Here is a 17953-nt window from a genome sequence, read left to right on the forward strand (position 1 = left end):
AAAGATCCATTTACTTTTTTGGAGGTGCAATGAATGAAAGATAAGATAGTCGATAAGTTGGTGTGATTACCGTTGCATTTTCTACGATGAGTTTGAACTTAATCCATTGACCTGGCTTCAATACTTTTGTAAAATAATTCCAGGCCCCTTCCCTCGGATCCGGACAACTTATGCCTTTTACATATACATTTAGATTTGTGCGATTAGGGTTAAAGTTCTTTTGATAGCCAATTATCCTAACTCTCGCATCTGAACTTACGAGAAATCCCAAATCTTCGTCATATTTTGCTTCTTCAAGGTTTAAAATTACTCCCGTTAACGTATCCCGAAGGATCATTTCGCTAACTAGCTCATCGTCTTGCTCAAAACCAGTTAATCCATTGCTAATGATACTGTCAAGTTGGCATCCATTCATAAACTCAGAGTGGAATCGATAGATTGATGAGTCCGACAATAATTCTGAGCAATTGAAATAATTATTATCAAAAAAATTTAGGGGGTCGTCAGGATCGAAGTCTGGCGGTGGTGGAATTGGAATGGTAAATGCTTGATCAAATGCCTTTTGCCAGCCATCTATAATTGCAGTAAATCGCACTGCTTTTTGAGGATGAGTAATACTCACACGAGAATCTTGTAACAAACTTGAAATCATAATCCAGGTTGACTGATCTTGTTTTGCTCCCATGCGGTAAAGTAAAAATCCTGCGAACTTGTCCGCTTGCAATTCTTGCCTGTACCGAATTGTCGAATCATTAGAAAGAACATGCCCATAGAGGTGATGGCCGATTTCGTGCGCTAGAATAAATGTTGATTGCCAGAAGTCAGTTCTGGAAAGCTTATCCGCATCCTCAATAAAGTCTTTATTATAAATTATGATCTTTTTATCTTCATAAGTCGTGGCCAAGGCGTTCGGGACGTTGCCCTGGAAAATTATTAGATCTTGCTCAATACCGGAAAAATCCTGAAGCGATTCAATAATTCTTACCGCTTTTTTGCTTGGTAAAGTAAGCTCATACTTCATTTTTAACGAATCGCCCACATCAAATGCGGCACAGAAATTCATTGAATTTAAATCAATGAATCCAAATTTGTCTCTATTTGGTGCTTCAAAATTCGCTCGTTTACAGGAAGAAAAACATAAACAGAGAATACATAAAATATGATTAACGTAAGTATACATCTGTAATAGTTCTTTTGTCTTCTTTTGAAATTCGTACATTTATCGGTGTAGTGTAACCATCCTCTGTTAAACTTGCAGGAATGTGGTACATCATTATGGAAAGTGGATCATATTTTCCACCTATAATTTGGTTTTGGGAGTAACGATCAAAAATGTTTAGTTTAATGTCCTTTATTTTCCAAAAATTTGGATAGCCCATATAGTAAGCATATACAGAATCAACATTCCACTTAATTTTGTTTCCATTAGGCAGCTGGTGTTCATGTACCAATCCAATAGCGTGGCCGAACTCATGAAGAACAACGCTTTGAAATAATGAATCTATTTCCTCCTCTTCCAACCACCCAAAATTCATCGAAGGACGCCTATTTTTCGAATCGGTTCCAATCGATGACCATGAAACCCCTTTTTGAGCAAAAGAAATTTTGATATCGGCATTTTGAGAATTAGGCACATACATAAATTTGGCTCCGATTAACGGCTCCCAAGCGGAGGCAATATTTTGAACTCGTTTTTGAATACTTTGAACTCCATCAATAAACGTTACAGTAATCACTTTGCTTTTTCCAGGTGCCCATCTCCACCTAGTGGCTGATAAAACCCCAGCACTAAGCCCCTCTACTTTATCAATGTATGAATCTGGAATAAGTTCCGTACACAATCTCACATGAGGAGGAATGGAGTCTTTTGCCACAATTTCACTTGTCTTTTCTTGCGAGTCAGAGTTATTTTTTGACGTACAAGATACAGTAAGCAACACGAGTACTAAACAGACTACGAATGAACACCAAAACGCTTGTAGTTTTAACATCTCTCAATATGAAGGTTTACTTTATTTTTTGAATATTAATTAACCACTTATAAAGATTAATTCACAGTTCATTTTCACAATAATTTTTTAGTATATATGAATAATCAGTTCAGTTTAATTAATCATGCTTGTTCAATACAAGCTTTTAAAACAAACAAATTTTAGTAACAAAGTTCTTCTATCGAGCAACTGATATAAGGCAGAACCATTCCTTCAATAGACAATATTTACTATTTCCGCAAAAGTCAAAGTAATGTCTCGATTTTTTGCATATTTTCAAATTGGAATATTAAGCTATGCCCCGAGTTCAATCGCTGGATAGTGGCCTTAAATAAACTCGATTCTACTTGGAGTGTATTTTATCTCCACAAGAGTGATCAACATAACTTCAATCAATATAAAAAGAAAAGGTTTTACCCTAGCTGAATTTTTAAAATACTTATTTAACGGCAGTCGACCTACTATCAAAAATATATAATCTATTAGAGTTCTACTTACATCCTAATGGGTAATCAACAAATAATAACTTCAATTTCTTGTCCTGAATAGGATTACTGTGAGCAATTAATATGTATCCGTCCGATGATACCCATATTTTATTGAATTGATAGAGTTCGTAATCTTGTTTCATGAAAAATGAGACAGAAAAAATGCGTGAACTGTATGATCAGTGGCAAACGCAAGGAATAAGTAAACAGGCTTTCTGCAATCAGAATGGCATGGGATATCATAAATTTAATTACTGGGTTAAGAAATTCCGACACAAGAATGTTGCGCCTGTGGCACCCACCCGTGGGTTCAGCCAGATACCGGTTCAACAGCCGGGTGTAGTTGAACAAAACCAACATCTGCTGGCGGCCATTAGTTTTCCATCGGGAGCACGTATAGAGCTATTCGGCTCTCTGGACGCATCATTTATTAGAAAGCTCATTCTTTAATATGTTGGCTTTATCTCACAGTTGCCGGTACTTTCTATACCGGAGCCCGACGGACATGCGTTTTGGGATCTATATCCTAGCTGGCCTGGTTCGGAATGAATTGGGTTTTGATCCCTCAAGCGGCGATGTCTTCGTTTTTCTGGGCAAGCTAAATCTGTAAATTTAATAACTTACTTACTATGCTGCATCACTCTGTATATTTAGACGCTTGTGTGCTAAGGCGGCTTGAACATTATTAACTATGTCATCAATATTCCTCTTCCTAACTGGCAAAGAGTTAAAAAAAGCAGATGCGGTGTATTCCACCGGTAATATGCGCTTACAAGACTCCCAAAAGATTTCTTCAGATACATCTGGAAATTCTGCATGAAATTCGCTGTAGAACTTATTAAAATAATTTATGGGTGCATCACGTGTCGATTCGATTGTCCAATCATCTGTTTTAAAATATTCATCGTTATCCTGAAGGAATCCACTAATTACCCTAATGCAAAAACCAACACACGTTGTGTAATTTGCTTGTTCGATTGTTGTAAAATGCAGACCATCCTGATCATAGTAAGATCCATCAAAACGATAGCCAAACTTGGGATCTTGTTGTTTAATAATATTTTGACAATGAGCGAGAAAATCTATGCTAAATTCATCTCCATCTATTACTTCTAATTCTTTACAAAAGTACCACTGATCTACCGGAGCTGGCGCTTCAAGTAGTACTTCAACTGCTGTAAAGTGAAATAAAGAATAATTCCCATCAACACCAATCAGTATTGCGGAGTGAATTCCAATCCCGTTTTCATCAACATGAATCGCTACCGCAACTGTATTTGGTAACAATTCTGAACCATCTTCAATTAAGATTAAATCTCTATTTATCGTTTCGAGGGTCACCAATTTTATATTTTTAAAATAGTTTCTTTCCAGTTTTATTTTCAAGATGCTTAACAATTATACTTATGAGATCTTTAAACTGACCATTTTCTTTAAAAGCTTTAGATGCAACTAGCATGCTTCTCATCTTATGCTTATCTACTAGATGGTGTGTAAATAATCTAACAAACTTTCTTGCCTCACCAAATCGTTGATTAACAATAAGATTTTTAAATTTCTCATGAATACGGAGTAAAGGCTCGGTGCCCGTGCCATTCATTATTTCTGCTATTTCAAGCCTAAATTCGTCATACAAGTCTTTTGTTAAGTAATTGTCACAAAATTCATAATAGATCTTGCCATCGCTTTTCATGCCAGTCCAAGCTGATAACATAACTGTGCTATAAAGCAAATTATTGACCTTCTGAGCTTGCTTTTCATCACACGATATCTTTTGTTTAACACCTTCAACTTCTACATGAATATTGGGTTTTTTACCCCCATTTTCAATAAGCTTACCGGTAATGAATTTTATGTCATAGTATTTGTCATCATTTTTACGTCTGGGTGATCTAACTGGTTTAATCGATTTCAGAATTTCAACAAAATCATAAGTCTCATTATCAAATTGAAACGAGGATTCGTAAGTTAGTCCATTGGCAGTTATTACCTTTTGTATATTTCTTACCTCTTCTAAATAGGTACCCTTTTGAGAATCTCTGTTAATAACATCAATGATGTTAGCTTGAATTTCTCTAACGTCTTCACCAACTATTGCCACACATGCGCTGCCACTTTTTACTGAAATCTTAACATCCGACTCAGCTCTATTCTCCGCACTACTTTCAACATCTATCATCCTATTGAGAGCTTCCAAAATTACTACAAGCGACTTTGCGGCGCGTAAGGACATATTATTCAAATCGAGATCTGAACCATCAACTTCCTTGGTAATCTTAATTTCAATCGTAGGGCTCGGCATGGTTGTTGAATTTCTGAAAACAAGTATACGTAAAAAATGAGACTTTAAGTAAACTAACACAAAATCGTTAAAACCACTGACCAATGTACTAGTAGGTAATAAATGCATCAAGCTAGTCGCCGGGACTGAGTGATTCAAAATTCTTTACGCTTCGCTTTAATCCAGCAGACAAGTCAACAATGCAAAATAATCATTACTTTACTGTATTTTTAAATATTAATTCCAATTTTTCAATTTTCTCCTTTTAGTGGAACGTAGAGTATAATTCTCCATGCTAGTGAATCACCCACAGCTATTCCTAATCAATTACGTACTTAAATTAACCTGAATTCGGGATAAGAAATAGCATATATATTATAAAAACAGGAGAAATATTGTTATGTTTAAATAACTGACATTCAAATATTTAACCAATAAATCTCCATATTTTCAAAGGATAAAGTTATCGAAATATTTTGTACAGTAGACGATTTTTGTAAAGAATTTGAGCTACGTATTAAAGAATTAAAGCAAGTTCAGGTCAATGGAGAAAAGCGATATAGAAACAGGTCTTTATCCATGTCTGATTCTGAAATTCTAACTATTCTGATCTGTTTTCATTTGGGAGCACACAAAACATTGAAACATTATTACCAACAAATAGTACAAGATCATTGGGCAGATTTCTTTCCTAAAAACCTGTCTTACAATCGTTTTGTGGAAGTGCAAAGCCGTTATTTTATTGTAATGGCTATGTTTTTGAAAGAGAAAGGATTAGGTAAATGTACTGGGATAAGTTTTATGGACAGTACTACACTGAAAGTTTGCAGGAATCAGAGAATTCATAACCATAAGGTATTTAAAACCTTAGCTGCAAGAGGTAAGTCATCAATGGGGTGGTTTTTTGGACGGGTCGCCGCTGCGATTTAAGTTGCACTTGGTTTGTAATGAAAAGGGAGAATTACTTTCTTTCTATTTGACCAAAGGCAATGTGGATGACCGGAATCCCAGACACATTAAAAAGCTAACTGAGCAGCTTTTTGGAAAAATTTATGCTGACAAGGGCTACCTATCGAAGGCAGTATGGGAAATGTTATTTGCAGATGGAATGCAATTAATTACAAAGGTTCGCAAGAATATGGGGGACGCCCAGTCAAAGGACATATTATAGAGCTGAAAGACAAACTTTTACTTAGAAAAAGAGCGATCATTGAAACTATAAATGACGAATTAAAGAATCTATGCCAGATAGAACATACCCGGCATAGATCTGTCAATAACTTCATAATGAATACACTTAGCGCCTTGATTGCCTATTGCTTCTTTCCTAAAAAGCCTTCACTTAATATCGAAGAAGTTCAAACAAACCAACTTTATCTATCTGTCGCTTAAACCGAATTCACGTGAAATTACACTACATTATAAAGCCAAACCGGACAGCTTTCCTAATATTAAGCAGGGCAATACGTTTATTATGATCCGTCAGGATCTTTTTCCCAGTTACCAAATTATTAATAAACTGATATTCAAAACCATGAAGCTTTTTAGCTTTTCGATCCCATGCCATTAATTTTTCGAGCACTTCAACTGTGACTGTAATCGTTTGTTCAGGAGCGCTTTCTTCAACAAGCTCGTTGTCGTCTGAAAAAAGAATCTCAGGCACGTGATCGGTGATGATCCCAAGTATTCTGATACCGGCAAGCCGTTCAGTTTCAGAAAACGCTTTATTGTTCCTAATCCGACCTACAAGGTTAAAGCAATGGTCCTGCTGCTGCAGTGAAAGATGTCCTGTTAATTTTCCCCATTCATCTATCTTATGCCATATTGCCGGTGGTACAGACCTTAACCGTTCGGTTTCTTCTTCGATTAGAATAAGTGCCGCCTCATCTTCAGTTATTTTTTTCCGCTGACCTGATTTCTTATCCGTAAAGTCTTCTTTTAGAGTAGTCAGATCGACATTCAGGTCGGCATTTTTGAGTTGAGACCAACAATCTTCTTTTTTTGCCCACTCACCATAAAGAGATCCGGGAGCATTCGTTCGAATCCAGGCATCGACTATAATCATCAGGTTATAAAGCGTATTAGACAAAGCATCAGAAATCTTTTGTTCTCTCCATATTTTAAATAAATCCAGCTGATAGTTTGTTTTTATTGCCAGCCATCCGATCGTATAAGGAACAGTAATATACCTCATGTCACCTATCGCATTTGGCCTGACACCATAAATCTTCTCAGCGGCCCGGAAAATTATGGCCTTAGCAACCAGATCCTCAAAATAAATATTGTCAGGTATTGCAGTTGCAACAGACATAAACTGAACGTAATTCTTTTGATTTCCCCTTACAACGGTCCAGGGACCGGCAACAATAGTTCGTACTGAAAATTTTTCCCCATATGCATTTTCATACTTGGCGACGTCCTCCTTACTGAATACCTGATATTTAGGATTTTTTATATCAAATGCCCTCGCCCGTGCGTCCGTGAAACCATCCTTAAGGCGTGCATTTTTATATTGGCCCCGGACGCGTTCATAAAACCATTTTGTCTGAACCGGTCTGGAATCGTGATGCGGCGTAAACGAAGCCCGGGAAATTTTTTCCAGACTAACATGAAATGGTTTATTTGAACTCAGATCTGACACTGAAACTTTATTTTGTGTATTAGCATATTCTGCAATTCTTGATACAATGCTGCTCAGATTCTGCTTATTTTTAACAAGTGAAAGTTTCAGCTGAACGAAAATTTTGGAAATGTCCGCCTTATCCTTTTTCAAGGTGTGATAAATAGATGCAGTGGTTTGTCCTCCGTTAACAATTTGAAGATCTTTTACTGCAATTATCACCTGTCCTTTACCGTCAGTCGCGGTGGCAATAGTCACGTCTTCAGCAGTTGCAGAGATGCCATTATTAAAAGCAAGAAACATTTCGGGTTCAGTCATTATGGTTTTCCGAATACCATTATTTATTTTTCCAGAAAACTGCAGGAAGGACCTTACATTTTGTTCCAGTAGACGGGCACCGAATCTTTCATAGATAATGGCAAGCGCGTCACCAGGCACTATTGCCAAATATGACTGATACTCTGTTGTGGGCCCGGGTGCTGCGACACAGGGTATTTCAAAACCGTCCTCACGAAAATTAATTTCTATCGGTATGTGCGATTTAACGCTGATATTATAGAGATAATCCAAGTCAACAATCCTAACGAAAACCGGATAGCCGGAAATGTTTGCCTGGGCAGGGGGATTTCCGGAGTATACGCTGTCAGTGAGAATTATCGCATTTATGCGAACCAGATTTTCCCGCAGATCGGCAGAACTACTCAGGGTTTGTGCAAACTGAAAAATTTCTGATGCCTCTTCTATTTCTTCCGCATAATCTTTGTAAACCGCCTTACGAAAAAAATTAGTAATACGCTTAACTGCTGTTTCCACATCCTCTCTGGAAATTTTCTGCGGCTCATCATACCCTTTGTAAAGAGTAATAATCAAATCGACTGTTTCGTAATTTTCTGAAATAGCGTAGCCATTTATTTTATGCTGGTTTTTGGTACCCAGTGCCTTTTCATCGTAAGCAGGACGAGCATTTTCTATTTCACCGGACTCGCCGAGCAAATCAAGCGCCCATTGTGTAAAGGTCTGTTCCTGTGTACCTCCGTTCTCTCCGGAAAGCTGAGCAGAACGAACGTCGCGTGACATTTCTGAAAAAAACCGGTTGATGCCGGCGCTAGCATATAAATCAATCATGGTAATTCAGGTTAGTAAATACGGAAAATGAATCTGTCAGGTAGTTCTGACAGGACGAAACCGTCACAGAATACTTAACATCACCAACTCCCTGACGAAGCTCATTTTCCTGTATACGGGGAAAATCTCCTTCAATTTTATAAAATTCAGCTACCCGCATTAGATATCCCGTATCAACATAGTATACTTCATCTTCAGAATGATAACCGACAAAAAGCAGCTTTGCGTTGAAACGGTTCAGTGCGGCGGCATCCGAATCCAATATATAACGAATTTCTTCGATCAAAGCCGGAAGTGTCTGTCCGGCGTTCTGCAACACTTCCAGAGAAATATGAAACAGATAAAGACTGTCCAGATGAGTGGGATCAAGCTGCCGGTCGCCATTAATAATTATTTGCTGGTGGTTATTCCCCCTGGTAGTTTTAACCTCAACTGCACACATTCCGGACTGGAAGTCACGAACCTGTCCTTCGCAGCCTACCCAGGTACTAATTCTTGAAAAATGTTCCGGCTGCGCGAATTCCAGAAAAAGCTTCAGGCAGTGGAGCTCACCCCAAAGCCCCTGCTGGGATTCAGCTGAAAGCCAGTCTCCGGCAGCTTTTTTAAATAAACCATTCCAGTTTGCAAAACGGTTAAGCATAACGTGAATCAGAATTCGTTCATCTGTGATGCTGCGTGCCGAGTTAATCAAATCTTCACAAAGAATAGCAAAAATATCATTGTGTGCAGGATTTATCAGTTTGAAAAGCAGAAGATTACGATCTGATTCTCGCGGATGATTATCCAGTGTAACCTCCAGATCCATTAGTCCGTTATAAGGTTTAAGATCTATTATGTGAGAATTGCTTACCGAGGCTGCAAGGCACCTGTTTTTTCCAGGAGATTTCAGCGCGACAAAAATCCGTGGTAAAATCCCGCTAGTAAAGCCCCGCAGCATAATTCCCGAAGTAAATTCCAGATCGTTTTCCTGCTGAACCCAGATTTCTTTAATTGTCATCATCTTCCTCTCCGTCCTCTTGTCCAAATTCAAAATCCTGATCAAAGTAAGGCAGCAGCTGTTCGGGTATCTTGTATGAAACTGCCGAGTTATGCCGGCTGCCTGGGAAGCTGATAGCAAAGGCTGCCACAGGTTCACTGAAAGTTTCCGGTTCGTCTTTAAGAAATGCCCCCTGCGGTTCCAGCAGATAGATCATCAGAAGTGAGGTGGAAGGATCCCGAATTTCGTTACGGACAATTTCACCGTTCGGGTATGATGGGATGCCTTCTTTGGCTTTTCTGATCCACAGTGCCCGGGTGCGTTCCATAGCTTCATCATAATCTTCGGGCGTCAGATCTATAAATTCATCACGCGGACTTATAACACGCGATTTCCGCAGGTAATAATTATCAGCTGTGGTATTTTGTATATCTGCATTCCGAAGGTACCATCCTGCACTAACCAGGCCATCAGCCATAATAGTATGTTTTGCGGGATCCACAGCCTTTTTAGAAATCAGTGCCACATTCCACGTTGTCAGTTCCTTATTGGTAAGCTGAAGATTAATGAAACGAATAAGATTTGACGGATCTGCTGCGCGAAGATTTTCTGAAAGCCTGAAGCCATAAAGAAACTCGAGAACCTTACTGGCAGAAACATTTTCCCATAAATAATTATCTTTCTTTATGACGAAATTATCGCCCAAAGATTCTATAAGCCCGGTTGTGGCTTCCAAATTTTTCAAGACAATATCTTTGTTTTTGGAAAGCTCGTAGGATTCAATCAGCCGTCCCGCCCAAGATACAGTAATATCGACTGCGCGCCGGATTTTATTCGATGCAGAAATCTGAAGAACGCCGGGATGAGTGCGCACCTTTAGCGCATATTTTTCAGGAGTGGCGCCTGCAACATTTGACATGTAATCAAATTCCTCACGAAGTTCCTCAGAGGCATGAGTAATGTGACAAAACCATTCATTGATATCACGGCTTGTGAACAACCGGCACAGATCGGTATAACCAGTACGGTAACCAAACCATCGGCCCATCTGCATTAAAGTATCATACATTTTTGATGCCCTCAGATAGTAGCTTACTGACAGTCCTTCAAGTGTCAGTCCCCGCGAAAGCTTGTTTCCTCCAATTGCTATCACCGAGAGCCCACCTTTGTGTTCATAATAGTCAAGCACATCCTTGGAACCACCATTAATTTCTCTTACCTGAATTCTTGATGCTGCCTCATGTAATGCTTCCATTACCTCCCCCCACTTGTGAACCTGCATGTGATGGTCCAGCTTTCCTAAACCGTTAAGAAGAATCGTCTCAGTAGTGTTCACATAAGATTTATTTTCCTTACTATCCTGTTCAAAAACAGCCTGAAATTCGGCGATAATTTCCGGTACGTTCTGCTCTATTCCAAGTTTGTAATATGACAAAAGTTCATCCACTACCCGGAAAACCAGTTTCTGCCAGTTTTGAAAACGGGTTATATGTATGAGCATCGAATTATGAACTGCGGATTGACCGCGGAGCGAACGTATCGCACAGGTAATTATGAAACTTTTAACGGCTGTTTTCAGCGACCCCGGTATCCGTCTGCGGAAATCGGTGATATAGTTCTGTTCGACGGCTTCATTACTCTTCCACTCCGGAAGGTCTGCTTTTTTATGCCTGTCCGGTATGAATGAATCATAATCACTAATACGCCGAACAACCGGCAGAACCGAGTCAGAACTCCCTTCGTCTTCGAGGACAGAAAATCCAAAAACTCTTTCGGGTCCTATGTAGTTTGACGGTGCGGGAAGATTAACAATGAAATCTCTTGGAAAAAGCTGATCTTCCTCGATCGGTATAAAAATATTTGCAAATGGCGTTGCAGTGTAACCAACGTACCCTGCTTTCTCGAACAGTCCGATTACCTCCCGAATTAACCGATTAGTTGTGGTAGCGGGATCATTTTCCCTATTGGTATTAATAGATGCCTGATCCGCCTCATCGTCAATAAGCAGCATTTTCTTGCTCCTTATAATGCGCTTCCCATCTGATCGTTGTTCTGCCTGTGCTGAAAGCCATCTAACGAGCTTTTCAAGTCTTGGCTTGGTTTTCTTGGCCACCACAATAATCGGCTCATTTGTATGGAAAGTTAATGTAACTGAGCTGCCTATATCCCCGCCGCTGGCACTGGAAGTAACAGAATGAACCGGAAGACGATTCCGATTAATGCCTGCACCTATAGTGTGCTCGCCAGTATCAAAAGCCCGCTGAAACTGCGTATCAAAACCAAGAAAACCCTCATCAATACGCAGCTGGGTTTGACTTCGCAAGCTGTTTTGTGTTCCGGCCAGCACCACAATAAGATTAAAGCCCGCATCCACCGCTTTGCTGATCAGTCCGGTATAGTTTGAAGTTTTACCTGACTGCACCTGACCAACAACAAGTCCATATTTGATAATCCCACCCGGCAGAACCGGATCAAAAAGACCATCAAGTATACGCGCGGTCAGACGATCAGTCTGCGTCACCACAGCAGTCGGCATCCCCTTTTCTTCAAGCAAATATTCGCTGTAACGTTTCCAGAAATTCCAGCTGATGGAAGCTGATTTTTCATAAACCCATGGTCTTGGATTCCGCTCAATCGCAGTAAAATCTTCCATGCGTATATTAAACAACGACATCAGCTCTTCTTTGATGGCATTACGACCAAGACCAGCAAATCTGGGATTACATACAACATTATCCACGGTCTCTTCAAATCTGGCATCGTCAATGGAGCCTGAAAGAGGCAGATCTGTTCTTGCAAACCTCACAGCCTCAGCTAATGACTCTGGATTCTCCAGGACTGTTGTCAGATCAGCGATGAGCTCGTGAGATGATACCGGAAAAATCTGTATTACCTTCAAAGCAATATCTGCAATTATATGTTTTGATAACGGTCTTGGCATTCGTGAAATCATCACCAGGGCCGTCTTAACAGCTTGTTTAATCATTATTACAATAGGTCAATCAGTTGGGGATAATGGTTGAAAGGTTCTGTGTTAACAAGTATTTTTTTCGCCTCCTCACCTGTTGCTCCATTTTGTACAATGTGGCGAAAAATCAGTTCGAGTGTTTCCCGGACCGGGTCGGCGATTCCTCCATCAAATGACTGGCCCTGAAGTTCGGGTTGTTCTGCCTCTTTTATGTAAATGGATTTTACAGGAACCGTTTCCTCGACAAATTTTAGAAGGATGTCAACTGCCCGTGCCGGATTCTCAGTTGCTTCTCTGATTGCTTTTTCAATTAAGGGATGACTACGGTTGACTTTGAAGTGCCATTTGTCTCCACGTTTATGTTCTAGCCATAAGGGAATAAAAGGCTGTCCCGGCGTACGTGAGAGGATTTTACCACGGTGCCTGTAAACTTCAACCGCAATATTTCTGATCTGACCGGCATAGGCTTTGAGTTGATCACGCAGAAGTAGCGGTGGCCTTGCAACTGATTTTTTAATGTCGATCTGCCATTGGGCATCAAGACTGTTCGGAATATCAACCATAATGCGCGCCAGCTTGTAATGTTCCTCTTTACGGTACATGCCCAGCCAGTCACCGGCCAGCAATAAACGCTGGTTTCTGTAAATATAGAATCCCTGCTGCTCATTCCATCCACGCGGACCTTCAGCGGTCCTGAATTCTTCGTTTGATAACTTTGATTTATGAGGCAATATATAACCTTTTAGAAAAACCTTTCCATTCAGCAAGTGCTCCTTCGGCTGTGGCTGTGTGAAATCATGGGTAGACAGGAAGGGATTCCAGGGCTCAACCATCCTATCCTGAAAATATATATTCAGTTTACCGGACTCCATAAACCGGTGAAAGACCATGGCAAGATGTCTTTTTACCTGGTTCATAATATGCATAAACTTCTCCAGCGCACCCTGGTCATCTTTCCGGAAATTCTGCACAAGCCTGTCGATATCATTCCATAAAATTGATGTGCCGGAATCCAGCATATTAATTCTTCCCGAACCAGAATTTTCGGGAATATATTTCAGCAGATCCCAGCGTCCGGTCTCCTTTACAAAATCAAGGTCCCACGTCCATAAGACCTTTTGCTCATTTTTCCGTTTGCTTATTGCAGTTAGTTTTCGACATTGCGAAAAACTTGCCGTTTTAAGGCCAAGGCCAAAACGGCCGAGATCCTTTTCGCTGCGTTCGGCGAGAGGATTTTTGCTACCGGGACGCATTGCCTGAATAAGTTCTTCATTATTCATGCCAGTACCGTCGTCAGTTATGGAAAGCCAGGTGCCATTCCCCTTCCATTCAAAATCAATCCAGACATTACCAGCGGCACCCGAGACCGAATTGTCAATTATATCTGCAACAGCTGCTTCAATGGTGTAACCGATTGCGCGGAATGTTTCAATCATTGAGGATGCTTCCGGAACAGCGGGGCGAGTCTCGTATAAACTATAATCCATATTTTTAAATTATTGACAGATGTCAGGAAGTGGGATTCCGGTTACCTGTACTGTTCTGATAAAGTTGGGTCTAATTCTTAATATTATAGCTGGCTTCTTAGTCAGTGCACTTTTTCGTCGATTCTTTTCTTTTAAAAATTATGGTTAAACTACATTTCTAAGCTTACAAGGCCGCTGTAAATAGATATCCATAAGGATTAACCAGTATCTCGTTTATCTGTATTGCGAATACCGAATTATCAATCAGATCACTGATTGACGTCTATGGAGAGTATCCTTCCTCTGCAATAGATTTAATCGGAAATTTCGGAGTAGGGATCACGTCTTTATGTTTTGACTTCATCAAAAGATTTCTATTTGTCTACCCTGTGGCAACAGAAAATTCAATAGGGGATGCATAGCTATTTCATTCTGATTTTCAACATCCTCCTGAAAGATATTACTGATAATTTCAGCTATCTGATAAGCAAGAAAAGGGGGAACAGCGTTACCCACCTGGTGATACTGTTCCGTTCTGTTACCACAGAATATATAGTTATCAGGAAAAGTCTGAATTCTGGCAGCCTCCCGGACAGTCAGGCTTCTGCATTGTACCGGATCAAAATGGATGAAGTAATGTCCGTCTTTACTGATGTGACTTGTTACAGTCGTTGCCGGCGAATCAGGCAGTTGTACACGGAAGCGGTCTGTGAACTTTCCGGAATCAACATTACAATGATCAGGAAGCAGATTTTCATCAAATAACTTATAATCGTTAAGTTTTGGAAATCTGTTATTCTTCCGCGTATAGAGCGCTGCAAAAAGATACCTTTTCAAATCCTGAAGCAGATGACTTCTAGAAACATGATGTGTTAAACCAGTTAAATTGCGATCACTGTACCATTCAAAAAGGCTGTGATGTTCGTCTAATTGCATATCATTTGTCTTCACAAATTCAGCGCCCATTGTTTCAGGAAACTGCTCTGTAAAATCCTCCATCCGCAGCTTAGACAGCAACTCCGAACTAAATCCCTCAATTTGCTGCTTCCAGGCTTCATAGGAGCTCTCAAATCTGGAATAAAATCTCTTTTTTCCATTTGAACCGTCCTTTTTCATAACATCTTCACTGTGAGAATAGGACCGGCTGATACCACTTCTGATTTTTGGGAGCATCCCGATAACAGACGCTAATCCGACTTTTTCCGAGTGTGTTAAAATATCAGGACGTTTGAGAATATCTTCTCTGACTCCTATGAGAATGACACGGTGCCTTTTTTGAGGCACGCCAAAATCTTCAGCTTTTATTAGATAGTCTGAATGTTTTGTAACCTTATTCTTAACCAGAGAATAAATTCTGTAACCCGGAGAATTATGATCTCCAAATACTGAAGACGGATCAGCCAGATCCCTGAGAATCCATCCGAAAATTTTCTCATCATTTAATTTTGCTGATAAAAGCCCCTCAACATTTTCCATTACAAAAACCGAAGGGTGATGCCGGGCAATGATTCTAAGATACTCTTTGTAAAGATAAACCCTGTGATCCTCTTCATTAATACCACCAACCCTCGATCTTCCGGCGTTAGAATACGCCTGGCAGGGTGGCCCTCCTATTAATACCCAGTCGTTTTGATTTTCCAGAGAAGTAACTATTCGCTGATCAACTTCTTCTGAAGGCGTCTGACCCAGAGTTGCTTGCCAGGCTTCACTTTGGGCTTCAGTATATTGTTCAGGGTATAATTGATATAATTCATCTAGGGATATCTCACCCTCTACAAAACGGTAGTATTCATCCGGAAGCTGTCTTAGTGGAAACTGGCGTACAAAAGAACGTAAAGTCAGAGTTTTATGAGCTGCTGCATCTTTTTCAATCGAAAGTTTAATACTAAAAACCCGGTCACCATTGTCATTGGCAACAGAACTAAACCCTTCTGCCAATCCCCCAGGCCCTGCAAATAAATCTATAATAGGAATCGGCATTGGATATTATGATTTGTATTACAATATATAGTTTAAATATAAAATATGTACTGTATGTAAATAATTTATTAATTATTAATGCTGACTTTGATGAAGGAAGCTAAATTTTCAATAGTCTTCTCTACCAGATTCTTTTTCAGCTCGCACTCCCAGACTATTAGAACCTGCCAGCCTGTTAACCTGATCTGCTCTGTTACTTTTCTATCATTTATAGTGGTCTTTCCAATTTTTGCAGTCCACCATTCAGTTCTGGATTTTGGAATAACAAAATACCGGCATCCTTCATGGCCATGCCAGAAACAACCATTTATAAAAATGACAGTTCTGTATTTTGGAAGAATAATGTCAGGCTTTCCCGGAAATGACTTATCATGTAACCTGTAACGAAAGCCCAAAGAAAACAGCCGCTTTCTAACCAGCAATTCCGGCTTTGTATCCTTGCTTCGGATACGGGACATATTAAAACTTCGTACCTCTTTATTGTGAACGTCAGCCATTACTTTCAGCAATTTTAGTTGATACTAATAGCTCCCGTATATCAACATCCAAAACAACTGCAATATCCTTTAATACTTCCAGACTTGGCTGCGCTTTGTTATTGCAGTAATTTGTCACAATTACATAGCTCTTTCCAATATTGGCCGCAAGCCATGTTTGTTTTCTACCCTGATTTTCTAAGACTTGTTTTATTCTGTTCATAATTAGCATCACCGGAATAATGTCAAAGATACAATAAAAAATATATTACATTTTAATATTTATTTATATTGTTTTTGGTTATTTTTACTTTAAAAATATTTTATTTATGGAAACGAATCTTCACTTTTCTATTGGTCTTAATTATTACGAGATTATGGATCTTTCGCATGCTAATCTTCATAGTTTTTTACAATTATGTAGCAGAGAGGAAATTATTGACTGGCTACGATGGAATGATCCTAACGGTATTTATACAGATTCTTTGTCAATGGCGGAATTTGACAATATCGTGTCAAAGAAAGAAGGAATTGAAATTATAAAAAGGCAATTGCTAGATTGTTAATATGTTTAATTTTTTTCAATATTTAACTTCCTGTTTGGGAGTGTTCGCTGAACTGTGTCAGGATTTAATTTCACAAGATTCAGCTGCCAACTAAAAATTCATGATCAGCCTGTAATCTTTCACTAAATTTAATATACAATTGATACATCGTCAAATACCAATTATGGATTGACATCGTCCAGTTTTTGGGAAGTCCTTGACGACCTAATAGACCAGTTTTAGCAACGCCTGATCGGAAGTAAATGCTCCTTTTGTCTTGGTAACTTTTCTAATCTGGCGATTCATTCCTTCAATGACATTTGTGTTGTAAATAACCTTTATTATTTCAGCAGTAAACTCAAAAAAGGTCGATAAATTCTCCCAATTTTCCATCCAGGATTTCACAGCCAAGGGATATTCCTTTCCCCATTTGTCTTCAAATTCAAGGAGATTTTCATATGCTCTCTCCTAGTTAACTACTTTATAAACAGGCTTTAAGTCTACAATGACAGTCTTTTTTGTATTTTCAGAAACATACCGTATACCGGTACTGATCTGGTGGATTTCACACAATTGGATTTTAGTTTTTGGAGATATAGCTTCTATGGCTTCCGGGAAACCTTTTAAGCCATCGATGCAGGCATTAATAATCTTCGACGCCCCTTTGTTTTAGGTTGGTTAAAACAGATAGCCGCCAGGCGGCCCCTAAAAACTTAGCACCTTCGTTTTCAGATAGATAAATACCTATCAAATCCTTTTTTCCTTCACGGCGTACATTATAATGCATGCTGTCCAGAGAGACAAAGGCATAAACGGCTTCTAATGGCCTGTAACGCAATTCATTCATCAGCGGAATTATCGCCCGTCGACGCGGTTTATCAGTGATATGAGAAATCTCAGTAGCAGATATTTCCATTGCATACATTTCCTTGAGATACTCAGAAATATTACGGACAATCATACCCCGTACATACATTGCAATTACCTTATCTTCAAGATCTTCGATGATAATTAGTTGGCATCTGGCAAGAATTTAG

The 17953-nt window shown here is 39.4% G+C and carries 14 protein-coding genes and 2 pseudogenes; 4 read left to right on the forward strand and 12 right to left on the reverse strand.

Annotated elements, in window-relative coordinates; genetic code table 11:
• Nucleotides 1-10 precede the first annotated feature (10 nt).
• Nucleotides 11-1219 carry a phage exclusion protein Lit family protein gene (locus M1L62_RS00105; RefSeq protein WP_254410961.1) on the reverse strand — a complete coding sequence of 403 codons (1209 nt, stop codon included), beginning with the start codon at nucleotides 1217-1219 and terminating at the stop codon, nucleotides 11-13.
• Nucleotides 1164-1991 (reverse strand): M12 family metallopeptidase, encoded by an 828-nt coding sequence (locus M1L62_RS00110; RefSeq protein ID WP_254410962.1) that lies wholly within the window; start codon nucleotides 1989-1991, stop codon nucleotides 1164-1166. The genes M1L62_RS00105 and M1L62_RS00110 overlap by 56 nt, the downstream gene beginning before the upstream one ends.
• A 629-nt stretch (nucleotides 1992-2620) precedes the next feature.
• Between M1L62_RS00110 and tnpA the strand changes: the two genes are divergently transcribed.
• Nucleotides 2621-2929, forward strand: a complete 309-nt coding sequence (gene tnpA, locus M1L62_RS00115) for an IS66 family insertion sequence element accessory protein TnpA (protein ID WP_254410963.1) — start codon at nucleotides 2621-2623, stop codon at nucleotides 2927-2929.
• Nucleotide 2930: 1 nt separating this feature from the next.
• On the forward strand, nucleotides 2931-3089 hold the full coding sequence (gene tnpB, locus M1L62_RS29655; protein ID WP_374760282.1) for an IS66 family insertion sequence element accessory protein TnpB: 159 nt from the start codon (nucleotides 2931-2933) through the stop codon (nucleotides 3087-3089).
• A 17-nt stretch (nucleotides 3090-3106) separates the two neighbouring features.
• Here the strand turns inward: tnpB and M1L62_RS00120 are convergent, their stop codons facing one another.
• On the reverse strand, nucleotides 3107-3865 hold the full coding sequence (locus tag M1L62_RS00120) for a hypothetical protein (RefSeq protein ID WP_254410964.1): 759 nt from the start codon (nucleotides 3863-3865) through the stop codon (nucleotides 3107-3109).
• A complete protein-coding gene (locus M1L62_RS00125; protein ID WP_254410965.1) occupies nucleotides 3834-4781 on the reverse strand; it encodes a hypothetical protein in 948 nt (315 codons plus the stop codon). The genes M1L62_RS00120 and M1L62_RS00125 overlap by 32 nt, the downstream gene beginning before the upstream one ends.
• A gap of 423 nt (nucleotides 4782-5204) precedes the next feature.
• On the opposite strand from M1L62_RS00125, the pseudogene M1L62_RS29795 reads away from it, so the two are divergent.
• A pseudogene (locus M1L62_RS29795) lies at nucleotides 5205-6152 on the forward strand (IS982 family transposase).
• 22 nt (nucleotides 6153-6174) lie between these two features.
• On the opposite strand, the gene M1L62_RS00145 reads toward M1L62_RS29795, so the two are convergent.
• The 7 genes from M1L62_RS00145 to M1L62_RS00175 form a co-directional block, all read right to left on the reverse strand.
• On the reverse strand, nucleotides 6175-8505 hold the full coding sequence (locus M1L62_RS00145; protein WP_254410969.1) for an AIPR family protein: 2331 nt from the start codon (nucleotides 8503-8505) through the stop codon (nucleotides 6175-6177).
• Nucleotides 8498-9505, reverse strand: a complete 1008-nt coding sequence (locus tag M1L62_RS00150; protein ID WP_254410970.1) for a PD-(D/E)XK motif protein — start codon at nucleotides 9503-9505, stop codon at nucleotides 8498-8500. The genes M1L62_RS00145 and M1L62_RS00150 overlap by 8 nt, the downstream gene beginning before the upstream one ends.
• On the reverse strand, nucleotides 9492-12467 hold the full coding sequence (locus M1L62_RS00155) for a Z1 domain-containing protein (protein ID WP_254410971.1): 2976 nt from the start codon (nucleotides 12465-12467) through the stop codon (nucleotides 9492-9494). The genes M1L62_RS00150 and M1L62_RS00155 overlap by 14 nt, the downstream gene beginning before the upstream one ends.
• 2 nt (nucleotides 12468-12469) lie before the next feature.
• Nucleotides 12470-13936, reverse strand: a complete 1467-nt coding sequence (locus M1L62_RS00160) for an ATP-binding protein (protein ID WP_254410972.1) — start codon at nucleotides 13934-13936, stop codon at nucleotides 12470-12472.
• A 342-nt stretch (nucleotides 13937-14278) separates the two neighbouring features.
• Entirely contained in the window at nucleotides 14279-15895 is a 1617-nt protein-coding gene (locus tag M1L62_RS00165; protein WP_254410973.1) for a DNA cytosine methyltransferase, read from the reverse strand.
• 68 nt (nucleotides 15896-15963) lie between these two features.
• Nucleotides 15964-16392, reverse strand: coding sequence for a very short patch repair endonuclease (locus tag M1L62_RS00170; protein WP_254410974.1), 429 nt, complete (start codon nucleotides 16390-16392; stop codon nucleotides 15964-15966).
• Nucleotides 16385-16594, reverse strand: a complete 210-nt coding sequence (locus tag M1L62_RS00175; RefSeq protein ID WP_254410975.1) for a helix-turn-helix transcriptional regulator — start codon at nucleotides 16592-16594, stop codon at nucleotides 16385-16387. The genes M1L62_RS00170 and M1L62_RS00175 overlap by 8 nt, the downstream gene beginning before the upstream one ends.
• 106 nt (nucleotides 16595-16700) lie before the next feature.
• Between M1L62_RS00175 and M1L62_RS00180 the strand changes: the two genes are divergently transcribed.
• The gene (locus M1L62_RS00180) at nucleotides 16701-16937 is read left to right on the forward strand and encodes a hypothetical protein (protein WP_254410976.1); all 237 of its coding nucleotides are present in this window, start codon (nucleotides 16701-16703) and stop codon (nucleotides 16935-16937) included.
• Nucleotides 16938-17141: 204 nt separating this feature from the next.
• Here the strand turns inward: M1L62_RS00180 and M1L62_RS29675 are convergent.
• Nucleotides 17142-17892, reverse strand: a pseudogene (locus tag M1L62_RS29675) (IS256 family transposase).
• Between the last annotated feature and the right edge of the window lie 61 nt (nucleotides 17893-17953).

The organism is Dyadobacter diqingensis, assembly GCF_024220585.1.
In the GTDB taxonomy this organism is placed as follows: Bacteria; Bacteroidota; Bacteroidia; order Cytophagales; family Spirosomataceae; genus Dyadobacter; species Dyadobacter diqingensis.

What these genes read in the sequence shown, in the direction of transcription:
- M1L62_RS00170 (WP_254410974.1), bottom strand. Translation starts at nt 16,392, where the DNA reads ATGGCTGACGTTCACAATAAAGAGGTACGAAGTTTTAATATGTCCCGT.
- tnpA (WP_254410963.1), top strand. Translation starts at nt 2,621, where the DNA reads ATGAAAAATGAGACAGAAAAAATGCGTGAACTGTATGATCAGTGGCAA.
- M1L62_RS00110 (WP_254410962.1), bottom strand. Translation starts at nt 1,991, where the DNA reads ATGTTAAAACTACAAGCGTTTTGGTGTTCATTCGTAGTCTGTTTAGTA.
- M1L62_RS00150 (WP_254410970.1), bottom strand. Translation starts at nt 9,505, where the DNA reads ATGATGACAATTAAAGAAATCTGGGTTCAGCAGGAAAACGATCTGGAA.
- tnpB (WP_374760282.1), top strand. Translation starts at nt 2,931, where the DNA reads ATGTTGGCTTTATCTCACAGTTGCCGGTACTTTCTATACCGGAGCCCG.
- M1L62_RS00160 (WP_254410972.1), bottom strand. Translation starts at nt 13,936, where the DNA reads ATGGATTATAGTTTATACGAGACTCGCCCCGCTGTTCCGGAAGCATCC.
- M1L62_RS00175 (WP_254410975.1), bottom strand. Translation starts at nt 16,594, where the DNA reads ATGAACAGAATAAAACAAGTCTTAGAAAATCAGGGTAGAAAACAAACA.
- M1L62_RS00180 (WP_254410976.1), top strand. Translation starts at nt 16,701, where the DNA reads ATGGAAACGAATCTTCACTTTTCTATTGGTCTTAATTATTACGAGATT.
- M1L62_RS00145 (WP_254410969.1), bottom strand. Translation starts at nt 8,505, where the DNA reads ATGATTGATTTATATGCTAGCGCCGGCATCAACCGGTTTTTTTCAGAA.
- M1L62_RS00125 (WP_254410965.1), bottom strand. Translation starts at nt 4,781, where the DNA reads ATGCCGAGCCCTACGATTGAAATTAAGATTACCAAGGAAGTTGATGGT.
- M1L62_RS00165 (WP_254410973.1), bottom strand. Translation starts at nt 15,895, where the DNA reads ATGCCGATTCCTATTATAGATTTATTTGCAGGGCCTGGGGGATTGGCA.
- M1L62_RS00155 (WP_254410971.1), bottom strand. Translation starts at nt 12,467, where the DNA reads ATGATTAAACAAGCTGTTAAGACGGCCCTGGTGATGATTTCACGAATG.
- M1L62_RS00105 (WP_254410961.1), bottom strand. Translation starts at nt 1,219, where the DNA reads ATGTACGAATTTCAAAAGAAGACAAAAGAACTATTACAGATGTATACT.